General features: G+C 46.9%; 18 protein-coding genes. 7 read left to right on the top strand and 11 right to left on the bottom strand.

Annotated elements, in window-relative coordinates; genetic code table 11:
- Window positions 1-282: 282 nt before the first annotated feature.
- On the bottom strand, window positions 283-1,839 hold the full coding sequence (locus tag AC3RCI_RS12690) for an ABC-F family ATP-binding cassette domain-containing protein (protein ID WP_095287476.1): 1,557 nt from the start codon (window positions 1,837-1,839) through the stop codon (window positions 283-285).
- Window positions 1,840-1,999: 160 nt separating this feature from the next.
- Here AC3RCI_RS12690 and AC3RCI_RS12685 point away from each other — a divergent pair, with 160 nt between their 5' ends.
- Window positions 2,000-2,422 carry an SET domain-containing protein gene (locus tag AC3RCI_RS12685; RefSeq protein ID WP_492529274.1) on the top strand — a complete coding sequence of 141 codons (423 nt, stop codon included), beginning with the start codon at window positions 2,000-2,002 and terminating at the stop codon, window positions 2,420-2,422.
- A 176-nt stretch (window positions 2,423-2,598) separates the two neighbouring features.
- Here the strand turns inward: AC3RCI_RS12685 and AC3RCI_RS12680 are convergent, their stop codons facing one another.
- The 4 genes from AC3RCI_RS12680 to AC3RCI_RS12665 are packed head-to-tail and all read right to left on the bottom strand — an operon-like array spanning window position 2,599 to window position 7,130.
- Window positions 2,599-3,210 (bottom strand): DUF1349 domain-containing protein, encoded by a 612-nt coding sequence (locus tag AC3RCI_RS12680; protein ID WP_336779819.1) that lies wholly within the window; start codon window positions 3,208-3,210, stop codon window positions 2,599-2,601.
- Window positions 3,211-3,239: 29 nt separating this feature from the next.
- Entirely contained in the window at window positions 3,240-4,583 is a 1,344-nt protein-coding gene (locus tag AC3RCI_RS12675) for a dihydrolipoyl dehydrogenase family protein (RefSeq protein ID WP_492529272.1), read from the bottom strand.
- 35 nt (window positions 4,584-4,618) lie between these two features.
- On the bottom strand, window positions 4,619-6,133 hold the full coding sequence (gene opuFB, locus AC3RCI_RS12670) for an osmoprotectant update ABC transporter permease/substrate-binding subunit OpuFB (protein ID WP_492529270.1): 1,515 nt from the start codon (window positions 6,131-6,133) through the stop codon (window positions 4,619-4,621).
- Window positions 6,126-7,130, bottom strand: coding sequence for an ABC transporter ATP-binding protein (locus AC3RCI_RS12665; protein WP_336779816.1), 1,005 nt, complete (start codon window positions 7,128-7,130; stop codon window positions 6,126-6,128). Before AC3RCI_RS12665 ends, opuFB begins: the two co-directional genes overlap by 8 nt.
- A 220-nt stretch (window positions 7,131-7,350) precedes the next feature.
- On the opposite strand from AC3RCI_RS12665, the gene AC3RCI_RS12660 reads away from it, so the two are divergent.
- Window positions 7,351-7,713 (top strand): iron-sulfur cluster biosynthesis family protein, encoded by a 363-nt coding sequence (locus AC3RCI_RS12660; RefSeq protein WP_492529268.1) that lies wholly within the window; start codon window positions 7,351-7,353, stop codon window positions 7,711-7,713.
- Between the two features lie 265 nt (window positions 7,714-7,978).
- A complete protein-coding gene (locus tag AC3RCI_RS12655; RefSeq protein ID WP_154893413.1) occupies window positions 7,979-8,755 on the top strand; it encodes a M15 family metallopeptidase in 777 nt (258 codons plus the stop codon).
- 146 nt (window positions 8,756-8,901) lie between these two features.
- On the opposite strand, the gene AC3RCI_RS12650 is transcribed toward AC3RCI_RS12655, so the two are convergent.
- Entirely contained in the window at window positions 8,902-9,141 is a 240-nt protein-coding gene (locus AC3RCI_RS12650) for a hypothetical protein (RefSeq protein ID WP_127536043.1), read from the bottom strand.
- Window positions 9,142-9,272: 131 nt separating this feature from the next.
- On the opposite strand from AC3RCI_RS12650, the gene AC3RCI_RS12645 reads away from it, so the two are divergent.
- The 3 genes from AC3RCI_RS12645 (at window position 9,273) to AC3RCI_RS12635 (ending at window position 11,828) form a co-directional block, all read left to right on the top strand.
- A complete protein-coding gene (locus AC3RCI_RS12645) occupies window positions 9,273-9,905 on the top strand; it encodes a nitroreductase family protein (protein WP_127536044.1) in 633 nt (210 codons plus the stop codon).
- A 120-nt stretch (window positions 9,906-10,025) separates the two neighbouring features.
- Window positions 10,026-11,188 (top strand): IS3 family transposase gene (locus AC3RCI_RS12640; protein WP_492525466.1). Its coding sequence is split into 2 segments (ribosomal slippage): window positions 10,026-10,290 and window positions 10,290-11,188, totalling 1,164 coding nucleotides; the frame shifts between segments, so codons are not numbered across the junction.
- Between the two features lie 175 nt (window positions 11,189-11,363).
- Window positions 11,364-11,828 (top strand): AraC family transcriptional regulator, encoded by a 465-nt coding sequence (locus AC3RCI_RS12635; RefSeq protein WP_492529266.1) that lies wholly within the window; start codon window positions 11,364-11,366, stop codon window positions 11,826-11,828.
- A 77-nt stretch (window positions 11,829-11,905) separates the two neighbouring features.
- Here AC3RCI_RS12635 and AC3RCI_RS12630 read toward each other — a convergent pair whose 3' ends face one another.
- The 3 genes from AC3RCI_RS12630 to AC3RCI_RS12620 form a co-directional block, all read right to left on the bottom strand.
- Window positions 11,906-13,150 carry an aminopeptidase gene (locus AC3RCI_RS12630; RefSeq protein ID WP_095358388.1) on the bottom strand — a complete coding sequence of 415 codons (1,245 nt, stop codon included), beginning with the start codon at window positions 13,148-13,150 and terminating at the stop codon, window positions 11,906-11,908.
- A gap of 41 nt (window positions 13,151-13,191) precedes the next feature.
- The gene (locus AC3RCI_RS12625) at window positions 13,192-14,733 is read right to left on the bottom strand and encodes an acetate--CoA ligase (protein ID WP_492529888.1); all 1,542 of its coding nucleotides are present in this window, start codon (window positions 14,731-14,733) and stop codon (window positions 13,192-13,194) included.
- A gap of 250 nt (window positions 14,734-14,983) precedes the next feature.
- On the bottom strand, window positions 14,984-15,988 hold the full coding sequence (locus AC3RCI_RS12620) for an aldo/keto reductase (protein ID WP_492529264.1): 1,005 nt from the start codon (window positions 15,986-15,988) through the stop codon (window positions 14,984-14,986).
- A gap of 198 nt (window positions 15,989-16,186) precedes the next feature.
- Between AC3RCI_RS12620 and AC3RCI_RS12615 the strand changes: the two genes are divergently transcribed.
- Window positions 16,187-17,029: an AraC family transcriptional regulator gene (locus AC3RCI_RS12615; RefSeq protein ID WP_492529262.1), complete on the top strand. Its 843-nt coding sequence runs from the start codon at window positions 16,187-16,189 to the stop codon at window positions 17,027-17,029.
- A gap of 94 nt (window positions 17,030-17,123) precedes the next feature.
- Here AC3RCI_RS12615 and AC3RCI_RS12610 read toward each other — a convergent pair whose 3' ends face one another.
- Window positions 17,124-17,522 carry an Asp23/Gls24 family envelope stress response protein gene (locus AC3RCI_RS12610; protein WP_095358391.1) on the bottom strand — a complete coding sequence of 133 codons (399 nt, stop codon included), beginning with the start codon at window positions 17,520-17,522 and terminating at the stop codon, window positions 17,124-17,126.
- A gap of 234 nt (window positions 17,523-17,756) precedes the next feature.
- Window positions 17,757-18,836 carry an AI-2E family transporter gene (locus AC3RCI_RS12605; protein ID WP_492529886.1) on the bottom strand — a complete coding sequence of 360 codons (1,080 nt, stop codon included), beginning with the start codon at window positions 18,834-18,836 and terminating at the stop codon, window positions 17,757-17,759.
- Window positions 18,837-18,920 lie beyond the last annotated feature (84 nt).

The raw sequence follows: 18,920 nt of genomic DNA, 5'->3' as shown, positions 1-18,920 counted from the left end.
GTAGTGAAACAGGTTGCTTATGTCATGAGAATGTAAGTGCTTTCTCGCATTATATTATCGCCTTATTGACGCTGTCAACCGCATCACCACTCGAACATTTTTCGCAGAACCACGCAAAAGAACACGCATCCTGCCTGCTTCCGCAAGCAAAATACGTGTTCTTTATTAGTGGTTCGAGCTTGTTTCGCAATTGTGCTCATTTGGCACCATGTAACCGGGGCCAGAACGGATGTATTCTCTGATTGCGACAAGCCTCACCTTTTTATTTCGACAGACATTAATTTAGAATACTTTGGTTGTCCACGATTCGCAGTTCCATGTTTCCGTCACAACATCACGATAGAATTCCGGTTCGTGTGAAATCAACAGAATGCTGCCTTTGTAGGCTTTGAGCGCGCGTTTCAGCTCATCCTTGGCATCCACGTCCAGATGGTTCGTCGGCTCATCGAGTACAAGCAGGTTAGTTTCGTTGTTGATCAGTTTGCACAGACGTACTTTAGCCTTTTCTCCACCACTCAGCACAGCAACCTTACTCTCAATGTGTTTCGTGGTCAGTCCACATTTTGCAAGTGCAGCACGAACCTCGAATTGTGTATAGGACGGAAACTCCTGCCAGATCTCTTCGATACAGGTATTGTAGTTCGCATCCTTCATTTCCTGCTGGAAGTACCCGATCTCCAGATGCTCCCCGCGCTGAACTGTTCCTTCCAGGGCTGGAATTTCACCCAAAATGCTGCGCATCAGGGTGGTTTTACCGATTCCGTTTGCACCCACGAGTGCAATCTTCTGACCACGCTCCATACGCAGATCCAGCGGTCTGGACAGTGGCTCGTTGTACCCGATCACCAGCCCTTTGGTTTCAAAAATAAGCTTGCCGGATGTTCTGGCATCACGGAAGTTGAACTGTGGCTTCGGCTTCTCCTTGGCGAGTTCAATCACATCCATTTTGTCGAGCTTCTTCTGTCTGGACATCGCCATGTTGCGTGTCGCCACACTGGCCTTATTACGTGCAACAAAATCCTTCAGATCGGCAATTTCCTGCTGCTGACGCTTGTAAGCCGATTCGAGCTGCTGCTTTTTCATTTCATAAACTTCCTGGAAGTGATCATAATCACCCACGTAACGGGTCAGATCCTGATTTTCCATGTGATAGATCAAGTTAATGACACTGTTCAGGAATGGAATATCATGCGAGATCAAAATAAATGCATTCTCATACTCTTGCAAATAACGCTTCAGCCATTCGATATGCTGTTCATCCAGATAGTTCGTCGGCTCGTCGAGGAGCAGAATATCCGGCTTTTCAAGCAACAGCTTGGCGAGCAGCACTTTGGTCCGTTGACCACCGCTCAGATCATTAACGTCCTTATCGAGACCGATATCCGTCAGACCCAGACCGCGTGCAGTCTCGTCCACTTTTGCATCAATCATATAAAAGTCCTGGTTGGTCAGGGTATCCTGGATGGTTCCGACATCCTCGAGCAGCTGCTCCAGTTCCTCGGGAGTAACGTCTCCCATCTTGCCATACATCTCGTTCATCTCCTGCTCCATGTCGAACAGGTATTGGAACGCACTGCGCAGGATATCACGAATGGATTGTCCCTTGTTCAGCACAGCATGCTGATCGAGATAACCCACGCGCATGCGCTTGGACCACTCGACTTTGCCCTCATCGGGCTGGAGCTTGCCAGTAATAATGTTCATGAAGGTGGATTTACCTTCACCATTGGCCCCGATCAGTCCAATGTGCTCGCCTTTCAACAGGCGGAAAGATACGTCGTTAAAGATAGCACGGTCACCAAAACCGTGACTTAATTTTTCCACATTTAATATGCTCATTCATGACACCTTTTCTATATAGACTTCATTCCTGTATATTATAATCGTTATAACCTGCACAACTCAACGCCATATTTGCCTTATATGCATGAATCGGTTAAAATTTGGCCTTAAACTACTATAGAACGGAGCTCTCTCAAGCGAGCATCAGGTGAACATTATGATTGAAGTAAAACAATCCAAATTGGGTGATGGCGAATTTAATCGAGGGGTTTTTGCCACAGTGGATATTCCCAAAGGCCAATTGATCCATCAGGCCCCGGTTGTCCCTTATCCCAACGAAGACCACGAACATGTCGAAAAAACGATCCTGGAGGATTATGTATTTGAGTATGGTGCCAACCACACCGCCATTTTGCTGGGATACGGCAGCTTGATCAATCATTCGTACGAGCCCAACGCAACCTATGATATCAACTTTGAAAACCATACATTTGACTTCTATGCTTATACAGATATCAAAGCGGGCGAAGAGATCCTGATCAATTACAATGGCGAAGAAGACAACATGGACCCGTTATGGTTCCTGGACGATTATGAAGAACGTAACGAAGAGAATCGTGAGAACAACGAAACGAAGTAATTTGGTGTAAAAAGTAATCCAGAGACAAGACAGAATAATCGCAGCGTCACATCTCGCGGAAATCCTGCTGAACATTCTGTCTGCTCCCTTCTCCAGAACGTAAACAAGCAAGCCTTCCACACAGGAAGGACTTGCTTGTTTGGCATGGAAAGAAACGTTCAACGGTGCTTCCGTTCTCAATCCAGTATCGGCGGATCGGTGTGCAAATCCTCGTCAGGTGTCGTTGTTCTCCACTTCGTAAATGCCACCTCAAACCCTGCACGCTTGGGTGAACACAGAAACGGACCCGCCTGCTTGTCCGCCGGATAGGCAAAACGCGCCACACGAATGGTTCGCCAAGGATGTTCGTCCGTACGCGCCCGAATGACTACCGCTTCGTTGTGGTAAGAAGCTCGAATGGTAACCTTACGTCCACCCCATTCCGGAACGGGAGATAGCGACCAGTCCGAGAAGTGATCCGTTACTACAGCGCCGACATGAACGACCCCATCGTTCACTTCTACTCCAGCCTTGATCCATTGTTCGCGACTATGCCAGAGCATTAAACCTGCCTGATCATAAAGTTCAGTAAAAGAGCTTAGATCAAACGTAATCTCGACGGCTTTATTACCGTCCCACGGCGACAGAAGGGCATGTCCATTTTGGTGACTGAATCCGTAGAACGTGTTCTCCCAAAAATCACTGCCTTCCTGTGCCTCCACGATGAAACGTTCTCCCTCTGTACGGGTTGCAACCGGTTCAGTGGTCCATTTGGCATCTGGTGTACTCAGAAATTGTGCTGCAGACATGTTTTCAACACCCTCCCATAGTCAAAACGTCAAATTAATGAGCCCAAATCCGATGCAGCCGTAGGATATGCAAAATTCATGGTGCTTAACTGATCAGCTGTCAGTTCAAACTGAATGGCCATGGCAAACAGGTTAATCAGCTCTTCGGTCTCGCTGCCCAGTACATGGGCTCCCAGAATCCGTCCTGAGTTGTTGTCGATCACCACTTTGGCCATGGCGTGCTTCTCATTTGTCCGTTTATAAGTATACCATTGCGACATGTCATTTACCTTCACCTCGTAGCCTTCCTCTTGCGCTTGATCCACGCTAAGACCAACAGAGCCAAGAGATGGTACGGTAAACACGATGGACGGCATAACTTTGTAGCTCGGCTCAGCATGATTGCCCTTCAGCAGATTCATGGCGACAGCCCGTGATTCCTGACCAGCCAAAGGCGTTAGAGGAAGCCCCTTCGTTGCAGCAACGTCGCCGGCTGCATATACTTTGGGGTTGCTGGTGCTTTGTAAATACTCATTCACGGTAATACCACTCTCACTATAACTGACCTTCCCCTTTTCCAGTTCCAATCCATCCACGTTAGGGATACGTCCCGCTCCATGCACGACCCTTCCACCATGCCACTGATGATCGGCTCCGTTCCGGGTACCACTGACCACGAAGGTCTCCCCCTGTTTCCGAATGGACTTCACTTCCGCGTTCAGATGAACGTGAATGCCGATCTCTTCCGATTTTCGAACCAGCAAGTCAACAAGCTCCGGATCAAACTGCTCCAGCGGCCGTTCTCCGCGGTGGATAATGTGTACCTCGCTTCCTGCTCTTGCAGCGATGTGGGCAAATTCAAACGCAATGTAACCTCCGCCCACCAAAACCAGTTGATTCGGAAGCTGATCCAGTTCCAGAAAATCATCGCTGTAAAGAAGATGCTCTGAGCCATCTATTGGGAGCGGTGCAGGCTGCGCGCCTGTTGCAATCAGAATATGTTTTCCATGCAGCACTTCATCTCCCACACGAATGTGATCTTCATCTACAAAAGAAGCCTTGCCATGGAAGGTATCCACGCCGGCCTGTTTGAATTTATCCTCGCTGGCTCTCGGAATGCTCTCCGTAAATGTTCGTTTGAAGGCCATAAGTTCCGGCCAGTTTATGGTCGTTCTTCCCTGAACACCCTTCCCCAGCATTCGTTCATTCCAGTCGATCAGTTGAGCAGCTCCCGCTAATACTTTCTTCGGATCGCAGCCTCGCAGCGCGCAAGTTCCGCCAAATTCACGCTCATCAATCACGGCTATTTTCCAACCAGCTTCAGCACAGCGAGATACAACTGAATTCGCTGCACTTCCGGTTCCTATTGCGATTAAATCGTATACATGTGTCATGAATTGTCCCTCCTGTTCTCTCTCTCCATTGAAAATTATAGTAAACCCGCCTTCTGTAAATAGTCGGACGCTACCTGCTCCGGACGGGCTCCATTCACATTGACCTCATAATTCATCTGACGCATCTCATCATCTGTAATGCGTCCCGCCAGCTGATTCAGTATCTCGATCAGTTGCGGATAGGCATCTGCCGTCTCCTTGCGCAGCAGCGGAGCTCCCTGATATGGCGGAAATAGCTCCTGATCATCTTCAAGCACCACGAGATTATACTGCCTGAGCTCACTGTCCGTGGAGTACGCATCAACCAGATTAATATCACCTCGCTGAAGAGCCGCATATCGAAGTTTGGGTTCCATTGTGGCGACATTAGGAAACTGAATGCCATATTTCTTCTGTATCCCCAGATAACCGTCCTCACGGTCCGAGAATTCCAGTGTGAACCCAGCCTTAATCTGCTTCTGGACAGACTTGAGGTCTGATATGGTTTTCAGGTTATATTGGTCTGAAACCTCCTGAGGGACCGCTAGCGTATATGTGTTGTTGTAATTCATCGGGTTCAAGAGCACCATACCAAATTGGCTAAGCATTCCGTCTCTTGCCTGTTCGTAAACCTGCGTGCGATCCGTATTAACAGCCGTTTCCTTCAAGAATTCTGATATTGCTGTACCAGTAAATTCGGGGTAGATATCAATGTCGCCGGATCGTAGAGCATTGAACAAAAACGGAGTCTTCCCCAAACCAGGTTTCAATTCAACCGTAAGATCTGTATGCTCCTCAATCAGCAGCTTGTACATGTTAATGAGAATCTCAGGCTCTGCACCAAGCTTACCCGCAATGACCAGGTCCTTCTGTCCGCCGCGGAATAATAGCGGAAGGGTTATCACAAGTATAGCGATCAAGGCCAGTGTACCAAGTGTACCCACCGTTTTTCGAAAAGACAGCCGTTGGAACTGCCTAAGCAGGACATCGAACAAAATCGCCAGTAATGCTGCCGGTATCGCGCCTAAAATAATAAGTGATGTATCATTTCGATCTATCCCGAGCAAAATCAGATCACCAAGACCACCTGCGCCAATTAATGCTGCTAGAGTTGCGGTACCCACGATAAGAACCATTGCCGTACGAATCCCTGCCATAATGACAGGCGTTGCCAGCGGCAGCTCCACTTTGCTCAAACGCTGACGACTATTCATGCCCATCGCATTGGCGGCTTCAATCATGGAAGGGTCCACTTCGGTTATCCCTGTATAAGTATTGCGGAGTATCGGAAGCAGGGCATACACCACTAGTGCAATAATCGCCGGTACTGTACCGATACCGAACAGCGGAATGAGCAACCCAAGAAGAGCAAGTGATGGAATGGTCTGCAGGATAGCCGTAATACCGATGATCGGTTCAGCAACTTTGGGTTTTCGGGTCAGATAAATGCCGAGTGGAATTGCAATGAGAACGGCGAGAAACAGGGCGATAAATGAAATCTGGACATGTTCCAGAAGAGCGGTTAACAGCTGTCCTTTGCGCTCATTAAATACCTCTGAGAATTTACTCATGGGTCTCACCCCGCTCTTGCAGCTGACCAGACCAGTACCTCAGCACATCCGCCCTGCTCACTTGTCCTACAATCTGATGATTCTTCTCAACCAGCAAGGTATCGTATGCATCCAAGACATCTAATAAATCCATCAATGTCATAGAAATCGGTACCGCTGTCTTGGCAGACCTCGGAACATGGCCTGGTGCAATAGGTGTCATAATCGATTCAAGATTGAATTTTGACTGAGTATGAGAAGACAAGTGCACGCTATGATCTTGAATCACATCTGTGCCAGGACTTCCGACAAAATGACGTACAAATTCATCCGCGGGGTTCTGTAACAGCTCTTCAGGTGTTCCCACCTGAAGTACTTGTCCATCCTTCAAAATACATATTCGATCTCCCAGCTTCATGGCTTCTTGTATGTCATGCGTAACAAACACAATCGTTTTCTTCATCTGACGCTGAATCTCCAGAATATCGTCCTGCAGTTTCTCCCTGCTCATTGGGTCGAGCGCACTGAACGGTTCATCCATAAGTATAATCTCGGGATCTGCTGCCAGTGCCCGCAGTACGCCAATTCTTTGCTGCTGTCCACCCGAAAGTTCTGCTGGTTTGCGATCACTGTAGGTCTCTCCGTTTAATCCCACCATATCCAGCAAGTTATGAACCCGTTCATGAATCTGGTCGGGCTTCCATTTTTTCAATTCAGGAACAACAGCGATATTTTCGGCAATCGTCATGTGCGGAAACAAAGCGATCTGCTGCAGGACATACCCGATATTCCAGCGTAATTCGTGAATGTTAAATTCATCGATTGGCCGCTCCTGGATACGAATCGTTCCATCCGTTCGTTCAATCAGGCGATTTATCATTTTGAGCATCGTCGTTTTGCCGCAGCCGCTAGGCCCAATCATGACCAATAGCTCGCCTTTATTGATTTTGAGGTTAACCTGATGAAGAGCCTGGGTCCCATCAGGGTATTGCTTGGATACATTTTCGAATTCAATCATCCGTACGCGTCTCTCCTTTATTAACCTTTCATTCTCATCTATTTCCCCAAAAGAACACCCCAATAATCATTACCTTTGACGAAGACCTTCTTCATATCGCATCGGACGTGTAGAAATTTATTTGCTTTGATTTTGGGGCAAGGTGGTATAATGAAAGGAGACCTTAATTTTCTATCATTTACATTTCAGGACCATTTTCAATATATAAGGAGTGAGCATTATGCATATTCAAATTACAGATCTGGCTGCAGCGAGATTAACTGAGAGCTTGAATGACCAACCTGGCTACTTCAAAGTGTTCTATGACACTGAAGGCTGTGGCTGTAACGGAATTCTGGTCCTCTTGATTGTTGATGAACCTGCTGCACTGGATGAGCAGATCGAGACCAACCTGGTTCCATTCTATGTTGATCCGAAACAACAATTAAATCTCGAACAGCATATGAAGCTGGATACGGAGGAAAACTATCCTTCTTTCACGTTGAGCAGTGATTCCGGTGTACTTAGCAGCAACGTTCGGGTTAGGGATATGCGAGCTGTAAATGCGGGAAAATCCAGTGCACCTGATGCATGCATGCTGTAAACAAGAACCGTTCATTTTCTTAAACAATCGTTGAACATTAAATATCCAGATAAGCAAAGGCTCTGCATTGAATGCAGAGTCTTTTTTTGTGTTCCTTTTGGCCAAATGACCGAAACTATGAATCTCACATGATTTGTTTACAACTCGGAAACAATTGGAGAACCTCTTGATATAATCCTCTAGTATACTCGGTATATAGAAAAGCATGTCTGGAATCTATCGGATGCAGCATGCGAGAGATTCATCAACCCCGAGGAGGAACATCATGAAATCATTCACACGTAAATCTATCGTATCCACGCTGCTCATAGGGTCTGTCTTAGCAGGTACTGCCTTCACTACATTGCCCTTTGGACCATCCATGACGCCAGTCGCATCGGCTGCAAGCTCCAGTTTCACTCAATTTTTGCATGATAACGCGCCAAGCCGCACTATTAAAACAAGCAGCAGCGGTCTCGCAACCGTAACGAATCTATCCAGCACCGTGGTACTCGTGAACAAAAAAAGAAATCTGCCTTCAACCTATGCACCAAAAGATTTGGTTGTACCCAACATTCCATTCAGCTTCTCCGGTTCCAGTCCGAAGAAACAAATGCGCAAGGTCGCTGCTACCGCGATTGAAAAGCTGTTTGCAGCAGCCAAAAAAGATGGCATTGACATCAAAGCCGTATCGGGTTACCGTTCCTACTCCACACAAAAATCGATTTTCGAACGCAATGCAAGTATCAAAGGTGAAGCCGTGGCCAATAAGACAAGTGCCCGCCCAGGTCAAAGTGAACATCAAACCGGGCTTGCCATGGATATCTCCAGTGCATCCGTCGGCTATGATCTGCAGCAGAGCTTCGGGAACACCAAAGAAGGCAAATGGCTGAAAGCCAATGCCCACAAGTACGGATTTATTATCCGCTACGGCAAGGATCAGGAGAAACTGACCGGTTATTCCTATGAACCTTGGCATGTACGTTACGTCGGGGTTTATATCGCAGGGGAAATCACGAGTCAGAAACTGACCCTTGAACAATATCTGGAGCGCGCCAAATAACGAAGAGGCTGCTGTATACTGAGGAAAAAATGAATGAACCAGGAGCCGGAGCCCGGAAGGGGGCATTCTGCTCCTGCATTCTGCACAATAACTACATTGTGCTTATGGTTAAGACATCATACGTTTCTGCAGCAACATTCTTATGATCAAAAACTGACCATTCTTTTGACTGCCAGAGGCAGTCGTTTCAAACCTTCGGTTCCCGCCCAGGAGCCTGCTCCTGCCAGGAGTGCATTATGACACAAATAAAATGCAGCATGGTAGGCAAGCGTGCCAACGATGATTTCCATAACCAAAAATCGCTTTAATGTGGAGGATTGAATGACATATACCTTAAATTCGTGATAGGAGCTCTCCCTCCTGAATCTGGTGATGAACGTCCTCATGTTTCACCTCTACTGTTTTTATTTAAGGTTATGGCCCTTTAGTCTTGTCTTATTCGAAAATAATACTTACCAAAAGTAACTAAGCGTGTTATAGTCAATTTATACTTTATACATAAGCGAGGTAAACCACCATGAGTGCACTGGAAAACTTGGTCAAAAGCCGTAGATCCGCCGTTATTTTTGAAGAAGGTATCGAAATCCCGGAAGCCGATCTGCAGCAGATGTTCGCGTTAAACAAATTTGCCCCATCAGCCTTTAACCTTCAGCATACCCACTACCTGGTCTTGACCGACCCGGCCCAAAAAGAAAAAGCATACGAAGCCTCACAGCAATACAAAGTAAAAACAGCCTCGGCTGTCATCGTTGTTCTGGGTGATATCAAGGCTCACCACCACATCCGCACGATTAACGAAGGTTTACTGCATTTGGGTGTTCTCAATCCGTTTGAATATGAGCAGGAGTCCCAAAGTGTGTTTGATTTCTACGAAGCCCGTGGAAGTGTATTTCAGCGTGAAGACGCCATTCGTAATGCCAGCCTGTCGGCGATGCAGCTGATGCTGATTGCACAGGATATGGGATGGGATACGTGTCCAATGATTGGTTTTGACGCCGATGAACTGCAGAGCAGTCTGGATGTTCCCGAACATTACGTTCCTGTCATGATGATTACGATCGGTAAAAAGTCAGAAGCCAAACAACGCCCACGCGGCTATCGCAAACCCATTAACGAGTACGTCAGCTTTAATAAAATGCATGCAGAGTAAAATCATTCAAATAGATTAACCAAAAAAGCCACGGTTCTGGTATTATCCCCTTTTAGTAGACATGAGAAAAAAGACATCTGTTAAGATGAACTTAATCATGTAAACGAAGGGGATTTTTTCATGGCTAAAAAAGGTCAAACATTCCGGCGGTACTCTTTGGATTTGAAATTGGAGGCAGTTCGGCTGGTCAACGAAGAACATATGAGTATACGTGAAGTAGCGACACGTTTAGATATTCAAAATAAATCTCAGGTACAAGTGTGGGCAGCCAAAGCTAAACAGGGAATGAGTCTAGAACCTGCTACACCCAAACGGGGACGCCCTAGAACCAAGTTTTCCAGTATGGAAGAAGAGATGGCGTATTTGCGGGCGGAAATTGAATACTTAAAAAAGCAGTATCCAAATCTACACAAGGAGTGACGAGTAAAGCAGCCAGATTTCAAATCATTGAGGACCTGAGAGCACGCCATGGTCTGGCTCGGCTCTTGAAGTTAGCTGCGGTTTCCCGCTCGGGTTATTACAAGTGGAGAAAAAGCATAACAGCAGCAAAAGAGCGTAGACATAAGGAACATGAACTAGAATCCCATTTGCTTGCCATCCATCGCGTGCATCCTTACTTTGGCTATCTTCGAATGACCGTAGCTTTACGACGGGAAGGCCTTCGAGTCAACCACAAAAAGGTGTACCGATTAATGAAACAATTAGGCATCTGTTCTGTCATTCGAAAAAAGCGTCGATTCTTTGGAAAACAAGCCTCTGTGGTGAACCCGAATCGGCTGGAGCGTCAGTTTCGGGCGGATACACCACGAACGAAGCTGGTTACGGACATTACCTATATTCGTGCTGGAGAACACTTTGTGTATCTCTCTGTTATTCAGGATTTATACAATAACGAGATTGTAGCGTGGCATCTTTCTGAACGAAATGACCTTGCTTTGGTTCATGAAACGCTGGATAGACTCCGTCAGCACGTGGATCTGAGTGGTGTAATCCTACACTCGGATCAAGGATTTCAATATACTTCGAAGCCCTTTAACCGTAAACTGAACCAGCTCGGCATGCTAGGCAGTCATTCCAGGCGTGGAAATTGCTTAGATAATGCTTGTATTGAGTCTTTTTTCTCTCATTTAAAGACCGAGAAAATATACTTGAATAAGGCGGCAAACAAAGCAGAGGTTGAGCAGCAAGTGAGTGAATACATACTGTTTTACAACCAAAACCGATTTCAGAAAAAACTAAACGACCGTTCCCCGGTAGAATACCGGGAAACGGCCGCAGCTTAAATTTTGTCTTTTTAGAACTGTCTACTTGACAGGGTTATGACCATTCCGTGGCTTTTTTACATTTCATAGATCAGCTGCTCCGACTCTCCTTTTTCGAAAAGAGTTATGCAAATTTTTTTATACCATGTTAACATCCATCAAGTAAGAGAATTCCTTTGGGAAGGGAAGATAGAATATGGAAATGGAAATGTCTATGGAACATCTGGCGGCATGCCGAATTGCTTATGTAAGGCAGGTTGGTCCTTATGGTTCTGCTAACGTCCAAGCAATGGACCAGTTAAAACAGTGGGCAAACGAGAAACGATTACTCACAGAAGCTGCCGTTTTATATGGCATACCTCAGGATAACCCATCAACAACCCCACCGCACCACTGCAGATACGATGCCGCAATCGTGCTCCATGAACTTGAACTCCCTGAAGATGACACCATTGAGATTGGAGAGCTCCAGGGCGGGAACTATCTCATCTGCAAGGTTAGCCACACGCCAGAAGGTATTCAGCAAGCATGGAATGAAATAATCCCTTATATGCAAAACAACCGTTATATCATAGATCACCAACCGGTTCTGGAGCGATATCGATGGGATCTCCTTGAACAGCATGAGTGTGAACTATGTGTGCCTGTGAAACAGGTCTAATCTAATCCGCTAAACAGCACAAAAAAAGTGACTTCATCATTGAAGTCACTTTTTCACTAGTCAACTCTGTAAAAATATTAAAATGCCCAGTTGCCTTTGCGGAATACTGGCTCAATTGTTCCATCCTGCAGTTCGCCGTCAATATCCAGTTCAGCCGACCCAATCATGAAGTCAACGTGAGTCAAACTCACATTGCACTCATGTTTAAGCAATTCCTCGTTGGACATCGTTGTGCCATCCTTCATATTAAACGGATATGCGCTGCCTACAGCCAGATGGCAGGATGCATTCTCATCAATTCCGGTATTATAGAAAATACGATTCAGGTTCGAGATAGGTGAATCATGCGGCACAAGTGCCACCTCACCCAGATAACGCGCTCCTTCATCCGTAGCAAACAAGTTCTTCAGGTGTTCTTCACCGGAAGCCGCTGTGAACGCCACAACCTGTCCGTCCTTAAATGTAATTCTCATCTGATCTACCAGCTGTCCGTTCAAGTTCAGAGGCATCGTACTGCTGACATAACCATTAACGCCGCTGCGCTTCGGCATGGTGAATACTTCTTCGGTTGGCATATTCGCAACAGTATACACGCCCGCCTTGTTCTCACTTCCACCGCCACCCCAGATGTGATTGTCTACCAGCTCAATTTTCAAGTCCGTTCCGGGTGCGCGGTAGTGCAGGCTCTTATAATTTTTCTGATTCAGCTGATCACTCTTCGTGTTCAGGGTATCCAGATGTTGTCTCCAGTTCTGGATGGCATCACCGCCATCCACACGATTCATTTTGAAGATGGTGTCCCACATCACATTGATGCGCTCTTCCTCAGGTATGTCGGCAAACACCTTATTCGCCCATGCCTTGGTCGGCGCCTTGATCAGGCACCAGCTGATTTCATGGTTCCGCGTATATTTCGAATAACCGCGGCGTGCCTGGGCAGCCGCCTTCGTAGCACGTGAAACCTTGTCGGAATCAATTCCGTTATACAGTTCCGGGTCCGGTACTTTGATCGTTAAGGTAGCGCCGCCAGCCTCTGCAAATCTCTCCATCATGTCGCCTTTCCATGCCGGATAGTAGTCGAAGCTGTCGTCAGAACCTTGCTGAAAACGACTACGTGTAATTTGATCGTCTTCAAAATCCACCTGTACATACTTGGCCCCGGCAGCATATGCCTTTGCAACGATTAGGCGAGTAAACTCAAGCGTTTCGATAGGAGCTGTAACAAGCAGATCCTGTCCTTTTTGAATGTTCACGCCTACTTTGACCACCAGTTCTGCATATTGTTCCAACGATTGCTCAAACGTTTGCTCGAAATTACTCATAGGTCCATTCACTCCTGGTTCATATAGAATTAATTCATGTTTTACGCATTTCTCTTTTCTTGCTCACGCAGTTCAATTCGGCGGATTTTGCCGGAGTTCGTCTTCGGCAGATCGGTTACAAATTCAATCTTACGTGGATATTTGTAAGGTGCGGTCCATTCCTTGACGTGATGTTGCAGCTCACGCATTAGTTCTGGTGAAGCCAGAGACTCATCCCTTAGTACAACAAAGGCTTTGACCACATTCCCCCGAATTTCATCCGGACTGGCCACAACGGCGCACTCCTTCACACTGGCATGTTTCATAAGTGCTTCTTCCACCTCGAACGGTCCAATCGTATAACCCGAACTGATGATAATATCGTCACTGCGGCCTTCAAACCAGAAATACCCGTCTTCGTCTTTGCGCGCGCGGTCTCCGGTTACAAAATAATCCCCCCGCTGACTCGCTTCCTTCCGTCCCTCATCCTGATAGTACGTGCGGAACAAGGCCGGCATATCCTTATGAACCGCGATATCCCCCACTTCCCCTGCTGGTTGAGGCTGCCCTTCTTCATTGATAATCTCGATCAGACCCGGCGTAATCGATTGTCCCATGGAGCCGATCCGTACAGGAGCATCCTTCAGACTGCCGATCAGCAATGTACTTTCAGTCTGGCCGTATCCATCACGGATGGTCAGGTTGAAGTGACGCTGGAAGATCTCAATGACTTCCTGATTAAGTGGTTCACCTGCAGAAACTGCGCTGCGCAGTTTGGACAGATCATAATGACCAAGATCGTCCGCTTTCGCCATAAGGCGGTACTCGGTCGGGGTGCAGCACAGGACGTTGATGCCATGCTCCTGCATTAGTTCCAGATAACGTTTAGGCTGGAATGACCCGTTATAAACCAGACCTGTTGCTCCTCTTCCGAGTACGGAAAGGAACGGGCTCCAGATCCACTTTTGCCATCCCGGCGCGGCCGTGGCCCATACGATATCTGATGGCTGAATATCCAGCCATAACGTAGAAGCGATACGCAGGTGGGCATATCCCCAGCCGTGGCTATGTACAACGCCTTTTGGATTTCCGGTTGTGCCGGAAGTGTAGGCCAGAATGGCGATATCGTCACGGTGTGTCTCTACGGCATTCATCTCATCCGACTGACCTTCCATCAACTGATGTACGTTAACCCAGCTATCAGCGGGAACGCTGCTGTCGCCAGATGGTGATGCCACGATGCGATGGGCCAGTGCAGGCAGGTCTGAATCCATTTTCTCCACTTCAGCCGTTGTCTCGGACCATACAATGACCGCTCGCGCCTCGGAATGCCGCAGGCGATACTCCAAGTCCTTGGCACGCAGCATTTCGGAAGAAGGAATCACGGCAATCCCTAGTTTCAGACAAGCGATATAAATGACATAGGCAATGATGCGGCGTGGTACCATGACCAGCACCCGATCTCCCTTTTCCAAGCCCAAATCACGCAAGCCCCCGGCAAGACGGTTAGCCTGCTTAAACAACTCTCCGTACGTAATCTCTTCCAATTCATTTTGATCGCTGAGCCATCTAAGTGCAATCCGGTCTGACGGGTGGTTCTCCATCTCGGATGTCAGGTTATAGGTTTCAGGCGAAATCCACTGTTCAAAATTCAAATGGAGCCTCTCCTTCATATTTCAAATGTATAGCATCTATATATTATACCCTAAATCCTAGGACCAGGTGCTATGATATGAACACCTTTTTGAAAAAAAATAAACACAGGTCAATTATAATGAACTCTCATTATAACTGACTTGTGTTTATTCTCGCGATTTTATTCGTGATTTCCGAACGATTTTCGTTCCATTTAGTTTACCAAGCGTAATTTCCAATCCCGTTCAGAATGCCTTCAATCTCATTCAATTCTTCGGTTGTCAGGCCAGGTGCCTTTAACGCGGCAACATTCTCTTCGATCTGTGAAACACGGCTTGCGCCAATCAATGCAGAGGTTACGCGGTTGTCACGGAGTATCCAATTCAGCGCCAATTGGGAAATGGTTTGTTCTCTGCGCTCAGCAACGGCCTGAAGGGCTTCAAACTTGGCAATTCGTTCATCTGTATAGGCTTCTGTTCTCATATTGCCTGTCGGGTTCGCACGTTCTTCCTTGATCTTGTCCACGTATTTGTTCGTGAGTTGACCTCGCCCCAGAGGACAGAATGCAATGGAGCCTACGCCCTGCTCATCCAATACATCCTGTAATCCGTCTTCGATCCAGCGGTTAAGCATGGAATAATTCGGTTGGTGGACGAGGCAAGGCGTTCCCAGATTACGCAGAATGGCGACCGCTTCTCTCGTCTGCTCTGCATCATAGTTGGATAGTCCGACATACAGCGCTTTGCCCTGTCTTACGATATGATCCAGCGCAGCCATCGTTTCTTCCATCGGTGTATTCGGATCCGGACGGTGATGATAGAAAATGTCCACATACTCAAGCCCCATCCGTCCTAGGCTCTGATCCAGGCTGGCAATCAGGTTTTTGCGGGAGCCCCATTCGCCATAGGGACCTTTCCACATGTAATATCCTGCTTTCGTCGAGATAAGAAGTTCATCCCGGTATGGACGCAGATGTTTTTTGAACAATACGCCAAAGTTTTCCTCAGCAGATCCTGGAGGTGGTCCGTAGTTGTTCGCCAGATCAAAATGGTTAATCCCCAGATCAAATGAACGCAGAATCATCTCTTCCTGAATATCCAGCGTGCGGTTTCCGCCAAAGTTCTGCCACAGGCCAAGCGCAATTTGCGGCAGTCTGATTCCAGATTTGCCGGAACGTGCATACTTCATCTCATCGTAACGCTGTTCATTCGCAGTATAAGGCATATCATTTTCTCTCATTTCTTGTTAAAGTGGGTGAATACCCTTTCATCTTAGTCAGTTTCGGTCCAAAACGATATGGCATATCGCTATAACCATATGGAATAATACTTGTTGTCTATTCATAAAATCACATCTATAATTCATATCCTCTAACTAAAAATATGTTAAAATGCAAGAATGAACTACACAGGAGTGAATGCCTTGATTACATATATGTTCAAAAACAATCCGTTCCAGGATCTGCAGCTCCTTCATTACGGAACCGAACCCTGTACACCAGGTCACCACTTTGGCCCAGCCATGCGGGATCACTACAAAATCCATTATATTTTGGATGGCAAGGGTACTTTTGAAGTCGGAGGCAAAACTTATGAACTGCATAAAGGGCAGGGCTTTCTCATCGTCCCCCATTCCGTCGTTCACTACAAGGCTGATCTGGAAGATCCGTGGGAATACAGCTGGGTTGCTTTTCAAGGAAATGCCTCCCCTTCACTATTACAGCAGGCCTGTCTGTCGGAGCAGCATCCGATCTTCGAACTGGAAAATGACGATGAGATGCGTTCCTGTCTGCATCGCATGATTAGCTCCCGAAATACACACAAAGGTTGGGAGATTAGCATGACCGGATGGTTATATCAATTTTTCTCCATTCTGATCGATCATGCAAACGAAGGCATCCTTCCACCCGAGCAAGAGTTCACCAAGGAAACGTATGTCACCCAGGTCATGGACTTTGTTGAGATGAACTATGCGAACCCGATCACGGTGCAATCCATTGCTTCTCATATCGGCTTGCAGCGCAGCTATCTGTGCTCCTTATTCAAAGACCGGATGGGCACCAGCATTCAATCCTATTTGGTCAACTACCGGATGCGCAAGGCTGCCGAACTGACTCTGGATACCGGGTTGACCATTGGGGATATCTCCCGCTCTGTCGGGTATTCCGATCAGCTTCTCTTCTCCAAAATGTTCAAAAAGGTGATGGGCGAAGCCCCCACCCATTACCGTAAACACAAAACAGCACCTTCCCGGTTAAGCAGTTAACGGGAAGGTGCTGTTATTTTACTTACATAAAGCTCAGACAGCATAACCTGTCCATCGCTAATATTCATTCATTTTCCGGAAGAGACCACCTCAGTCACACTTGCTCCTGCATGGATACACCAACGACATGCACTTTAATTTCATTGACCAGAATGCCTGTCATCTGTTCCACGGCCTGCTGTACATTGTGCTGGAGCTCCTTGCATACTTGATGCATCTTAAACCCGTACTGCACATTAATACGCAGCTGGATGGAGGCCTGATCATCTTTTACATCAACGTCAATACCTTTCTGCAGACTCTTGCCGCTGATACTCTTCGCAATGCCCTCAGTCAATCCTACTGACATGGAAGAGATACCAGAGGTGGCCTGTGCTGCTATTCCCACAATCTTGGATACGACATCATTAGAGATGTGAATGGCGCCCATCCGGACGGCTTGAGGTTCGATGTACTCGGGTTCGATATATTCTTTAGGGATGATTTCAGACATGCTTCCCACTCCTTCTATGGTTAATTGATTGATTAAGATATAAAATGCAAATAAAATTTTTACACGTTAACGGAGAGTGCAGTACCAATCTGGAGAAGCGAAGCGCTCGCCTTTATCACCAGAGTTTCCCCCTTATAAGGGGAATCAAAGAAACTCGGGGATAACTGCGATCGGAAGATGGTACTGCAATCGGAGTGACTGAGTGTAACAGACTAGTCGTTTTAAATCCTATAATCAGGCATTCTGCCATTTCTCCTTGAAGAACAGCTGGTAGACCCTGACGAGAATAATTTTAACGATCATGTAGACAGGGATAATGATCAAGATGGCAATGATGCCGCCGAGATCCCCAGCACCCAGCACCAATATAATGGTGGTCAGCGGATGAATGTCGAGCTTTTTGCCAAACACATACGGAGCGACCAGATTGTCCTGAATTTGCTGGGCCACCAGAATAATAATCAGCGACCAGATCGCCACCGATGGCGACTGAATCAGACCGATAATGACAATGGGGATGGACGACACAATAGCGCCGATAAATGGAACAAAGTTCATAATGACCGCAACGACGGTAAGCAGCAGTGCATACGGCAGACCGATGATCAGAAAACCGATATACATCAGTACGCCAAGTGCCAGGTTCACGAGTACTCTTCCGACAATAAAGCCACTGAGAGCCTGATCGATCTCAAGAACAACCTCACGGCTGTCTTTTTGGAACCGTTTTGGTGCGATATGCACCAGTTTGCGGCCGAATTTCTCTCCCTGTTTCAGCATGTAGAACAAGATGATCGGGAACGTAAACAGAATGATCGCAAAGCTGGAAATGAGCGAGAACAATCCACTCACATAGTTGGTCACGAAGGTGAACCCTTTATTAATATAGTCTGTAAGCTGAGAAAACGGTGTGGATCCCTCCGGGAACAGTGCCTTGATCGCTCCGTTCTGCTCCAGTTCTCTCAGCTGTACACTGAGGGAGTTAATTAAATTCGGTGCATTATCCACCAGATTGATCAGCTGTTCACGCAAGGACGGCCATAACCCCACAATGAACAGGACAAGCAGTACACCGAAGACCAGATAGATCAGCAATATGCTGAGTGTTCGGTTCAGCTTCTTCCGTTCCATGTAATTCACGAGCGGCCTTAGCAGATAATAAAAGAATACGGACAGCATCATCGGCACCGTGATAACCGTAAGCATGGTCACAAGCGGCTGAAAGATAAAGCTGACGCGTGATAGCAGGTAGATATTGACGAGCACCAGAGCCAGCGCGATGCTGAACCGGACAAACGAACTTGCTTTAAACAACATGTTCCCCTCCACATGATCTTTTCTTTTTGGGATTTTTCTACAGGTTTTTTCTGCCCTCTTCGTTACCCGTTTAAATGTACA

Source organism: Paenibacillus sp. MT124 (genome assembly GCF_058792755.1).
Note: the sequence above shows the minus strand (reverse complement) of the source record. Positions and strands in the feature narration are given on the sequence as shown.